The 4,529-nt window shown below is 55.8% G+C and carries 5 protein-coding genes; 2 read left to right on the plus strand and 3 right to left on the minus strand.

Going from position 1 to position 4,529, the window contains the following annotated elements; all coding sequences use genetic code 11:
* Positions 1 to 323, minus strand: a 323-nt coding sequence (locus MVK46_RS00155) for an aminotransferase class V-fold PLP-dependent enzyme (protein ID WP_297534346.1), incomplete at its 3' end; no start/stop codon positions are given.
* The gene (locus MVK46_RS00160) at positions 320 to 613 is read right to left on the minus strand and encodes a hypothetical protein (RefSeq protein ID WP_297534347.1); all 294 of its coding nucleotides are present in this window, start codon (positions 611 to 613) and stop codon (positions 320 to 322) included. The genes MVK46_RS00155 and MVK46_RS00160, both read right to left, overlap by 4 nt.
* Positions 614 to 736: 123 nt before the next feature.
* On the opposite strand from MVK46_RS00160, the gene MVK46_RS00165 reads away from it, so the two are divergent.
* Both MVK46_RS00165 and acs read left to right on the plus strand, forming a co-directional pair.
* Complete coding sequence (locus MVK46_RS00165) at positions 737 to 1,465, plus strand: P-loop NTPase (protein WP_297534348.1); 729 nt, start codon at positions 737 to 739, stop codon at positions 1,463 to 1,465.
* 275 nt (positions 1,466 to 1,740) lie between these two features.
* A complete protein-coding gene (acs, locus tag MVK46_RS00170) occupies positions 1,741 to 3,681 on the plus strand; it encodes an acetate--CoA ligase (RefSeq protein ID WP_297534349.1) in 1,941 nt (646 codons plus the stop codon).
* Here acs and hypE read toward each other — a convergent pair.
* On the minus strand, positions 3,678 to 4,529 hold an 852-nt coding region (hypE, locus tag MVK46_RS00175), incomplete at its 5' end, for a hydrogenase expression/formation protein HypE (RefSeq protein WP_297534351.1). The genes acs and hypE overlap by 4 nt on opposite strands.

The raw sequence follows: 4,529 nt of genomic DNA on the forward strand, positions 1-4,529 counted from the left end.
ACTATCTTGTCCCCCGGCTTGAAGATGCCCTCAAGGCCGAGGGCAACAAGGTTGAGGCTCTCGCTCGTGTTCTTGGTGAACGCTATCTCCTCGAACTTCGCGTTGATGAAGCCCGCGACCACTTTCCTGCTCTCCTCGTACTTGTGCGTCGCCATCTGGGAGAGCCTGTGCACACCGCGATGGACGTTGGCGCGGTATTTGAGGTAGTACTCGTCCATGGCCTCTACAACCGGCTTCGGCGTGAGTGAGGTTGCCGTGTTGTCGAAGTAGATGACCCCGCTCGTCAGCGGTATGTCCTTCCTAACATCTTCCGGAATCCTCACGCTACCACCTCCAGAACCCCGGCGCAGTCGTAAACAATCCTCGCGATTTCCTCACCTTTCTTCGCATCCTCTAAGAGTTTGACGATTATCTTCCCGCTCGGATAAACGCTAACCTCGTAGCCCTCCATCTCCAGGATTAGCATCACTCCGGGCAGGAGCTTTTTTACCGTGTAACCCCTCTCCTTCAAACACTGGGCCGTTTTGGTAAGGTCGAGCTTTATCCTCTTCTCCCACGAGTAGGCCCCTATAACGACGCCCTTCATCGTGACGCAGGGTTTCGAGATAATCACCCTTCACCACCGCTCTTATCTTTGCGGGAGCCTTTATACTACTTTCCTGAACCTGAGGTTGGAAACAGAAATGAACCGAATTCTTTATAAGGCGTGCTACTTTTTTGCCCGATGGTGATACGAATGAAGGTTCTCGTGAGCGGTAAGGGCGGCTGTGGAAAGAGCACGATAAGCGCGATGCTCGGCAAGTATCTGGCCGGAAAAGGCTACCGTGTGCTAATAATAGATGCCGACGAGTCGAACCCCGGCCTCTACAGGATGCTCGGCCTCCCGAAGGTAAAAACCCTTGCCGAGCACCTTGGGGGGAAGAAGCGGGCCAAAATCCTCATGGCGGCTGAGGGTGAAGGCGAGCTTGACGAAGAGCTCTTCGACTGGACGCTCGACGAGATTCCGGGGGAGATTTTAGCCAAAAAAGGCAACCTCGCCGTTCTCACAATCGGGAAGATTGAAGAAGCCGAAGAGGGCTGTGCCTGCCCCTACGGATTCCTTGCCAGAAAGCTCCTCGAGGGCATAAAGCTGAAGGAGAACGAGGTCATCATCGTCGACACCGAGGCAGGCATAGAGCACTTCGGAAGGGGCGTTGACAAGTACGTTGACGTCGTCATCGACGTCGCAGAGCCATCGGCCGAGTCTATAGAGCTTTCGAAGAAGATAAAAGCGCTGAGCGAGAGCCTCGGCCTGAAGCACGTCCTCGTTCTTAACAAAGCCCTGCCCGGCGTCGAGGAAGAACTGCCGGTTAAGCCCGACGTGGCCATTCCCTTCGACCAGAACTTTATACTCGACAGCCTGAAGGGCAAGGAAGTTGAGCCGATAGAGCAGATAGAAGAACTCTGGAGGATAATCAACGGATGAACACATTCGAAAAACCTTTGACAGTCTGACGTTGCCTTCTCGCATTTTTACACATTTCTGTAAACATTTGCGGGATTTTTTCGGAATCTTTCGACGGTTCTTTGTTAATTGGGACTCCTCACACCTTTGTTTCGACGAACGGCTATTCTGGTTTCGGCGTTCGGCTAATTAGCTTTCCCTAACTCTTTTTCGACTTTTGTCGTTTATCACTTTGACAATCAACGAAAGAATTTTAAGGTTTCCTAATTCTCACTTCTGAGAAGCGGGGTGGTAGCATGCAGATAGGCGAAGGATTCCTCAAGGAGAGGTACCTGCCACTGGAGGCCTTCAGGGAGGAGCACCGGAAGTCCATAGAGAACATCGAGGAATTCTGGGCCGAGCAGGCGAAGGTTTTAGACTGGTTCAAGACCTGGGAGAAGGTCCTCGATGACTCAAAGGCACCCTTCTTCCGCTGGTTCGTCGGGGGTCAGCTCAACGCGAGCTACAACGCCCTTGACAGGCACGTCAAGGCAGGAAAGAGAAACCGCGCCGCGATAATCTGGGAGAGCGAGCGCGGTGAGACGAGAACGCTCACCTATTACGAGCTCTACCGCGAGGTGAACCGCTTTGCTTCAGCACTGAAAAACCTCGGAGTCGAGAAGGGCGACAGGGTCGTCATCTACATGCCCCTCGTTCCAGAAGTGGTCATAGCAATGCTCGCCAGCGCGAGGATAGGGGCGATTCACAGCGTTGTATTCTCGGGCTTCTCGGCGGAAGCCTTAGCAACGAGAATCAACGACGCAAGGGCGAAGGTCGTCATCACCGCCGACTACCTCTACAGGCGCGGTAAGAAGCTCAACCTCAAGGGGATAGTTGACAAGGCCCTCCTCGAAACGCCGAGCGTCGAAAGCGTCGTCGTCCTCAGGAGGGAGGAGAACGGCGTCAACATGGTCGAGGGCAGGGACTACGACTGGAACGAACTCCTCGACGGGGCCGAGCGCTACGTTGAGCCCGTTCCGGTCGAGAGCAACCACCCGCTGTTCATCCTCTACACGAGCGGAACAACCGGAAGGCCCAAGGGAATCGTCCACTCCACTGGGGGTTACCTCGTCTACGTGGCCAAAACGATGGAGTGGGCGTGGGGAATAACCGAGAGCGACCTCTTCTGGAATACAGCGGATGTTGGCTGGATAACGGGCCACAGCTACCTCGTCTACGGGCCCCTGACGCTTGGCCTTACGGTGATGATGTACGAAGGTGCCTTGAACTATCCAAAGCCCGATAGGCCCTGGGAGCTGGTGGAGAAGCACGGGGTAACGATATTCTACACCGCCCCAACGGCAATCAGAATGCTCATGCGCTACGGCGATGAGTGGGTGAAGAAGCACGACCTCTCAAGTTTAAGGCTCCTCGGTTCGGTCGGCGAGCCGATTAACCCGAGGGCCTGGAAGTGGTACTATGAAGTCGTTGGCGGTGGAAGGTGCCCGATAATCGACACTTGGTGGCAGACCGAGACCGGTGGCTACATGATTTATCCCTCTGCTGGGATACAGCTGCCCCCGCTTAAGCCCGGCTCGGCTACTTTTCCGGGCCTCGGCGTCGATGCAGACGTTCTTAAAGCTGATGGAAGCCCGGCGGAGCCGAACGAGCGCGGCTACCTCGTGATAAAGAAGCCCTGGCCAGGAATGCTCCTCGGAATATGGGGCGACGACGAGCGCTACATCAGGACCTACTGGAAGCGCTTCAGCAGGCCCGACGAGGGAATCTGGATTTACTATCCCGCTGACTACGCTATGAAGGACGACGAGGGTTACTTCTGGATATTCGGCAGAGCTGACGAGGTGCTGAACGTTTCGGGCCACAGGATTGGGACGGCCGAGATAGAGCATGCTTTGGTCCTCCACCCTGCCGTTGCCGAGGCAGCAGTAATCGGAAGGCCCGACGAGATTAAGGGAGAGGTTCCAGTGGCTTTTGTAATACTCAAGGAGAACTGCGTCCCGAGGGAGGGCCTGAAGAAGGAACTCATAGACTACGTCAGGGAAACCCTCGGCCCGATAGCGGCCCCGGCAGAGGTGTTCTTCGTAAACAAACTGCCGAAGACGAGGAGCGGGAAGATAATGCGTCGCGTCCTAAAGGCTCTCGCCAGCGGAAAGGGTCTCGGCGACCTCTCAACGCTGGAAGACGAGGCGAGCGTGGAAGAAGTGAAAAAAGCTTTAGAAGGCTTCGAGATGCGTTAGCATATCCTCGGCACGGGGTCTCCGGCCGGAGGCTCCATGAAGCGCTTTCCGCCGATGCCAGTCTCCAAGAGGACCTTCCCTCTGTATTCTTCTATTACCTCGCCGATTATCGCCGCATCTTTTCCCCTCTTCGTCTTTCTCATCGCCTCAAGGGCTTCCTCCGCGTGCTCCCTGGCAACGACCATAACCACTTTTCCCTCGTTCGCCACGTCGTAGGGACTGATTCCCAGCATCTCGCTCGCGGCCCTTACCTCGGGCTTCACGGGTATTGCATCCTCCCTGACGAGGATTCCGACGTTGCTCTTCCTCGCTATTTCATTGAGGGCGTTGCTCAGCCCGGCCCTCGTGGGGTCCTTCATCGCGTGTATATTTTCCCAGCCGATGGCTTTTGCAACCGCTTCAACGACCTCCCACACCGGCGCGACGTCGCTCTTCAGTTCGGTTTCGAAGGCTATGCCCTCCCTGTGGCTCATCAGCGCTATTCCGTGGTCTCCTATCGTTCCGCTGACGAGGACTATGTCCCCAACCTTCGCCCCGGCGTCGCTTACCGGCTTTTCCGCGATTCCAACTCCAGCGGTAATCACGAACATCTCTATCGGCTCCTCGACGACCTTCGTGTCGCCGGTAACGATTGGAACTGGGACTTCCCTGCAGGTTTCGTCCATCGAGCGGAGAACCCTCTCAAGGATTTCCATATCGAGGCCTTCCCCGATAATCATCGAGTTGGCTAAGGCTAAAGGCTTCGCACCCATCACCGCCAAATCGTTGACCGTTCCGCTAACCGCGAGCCTGCCTATGTCGCCGCCGGGGAAGAAGAGTGGCTTGACTGTGTGTCCATCGATGGTGAA

It is taken from the genome of Thermococcus sp., assembly GCF_027066465.1.
In the GTDB taxonomy this organism is placed as follows: Archaea; Methanobacteriota_B; Thermococci; order Thermococcales; family Thermococcaceae; genus Thermococcus.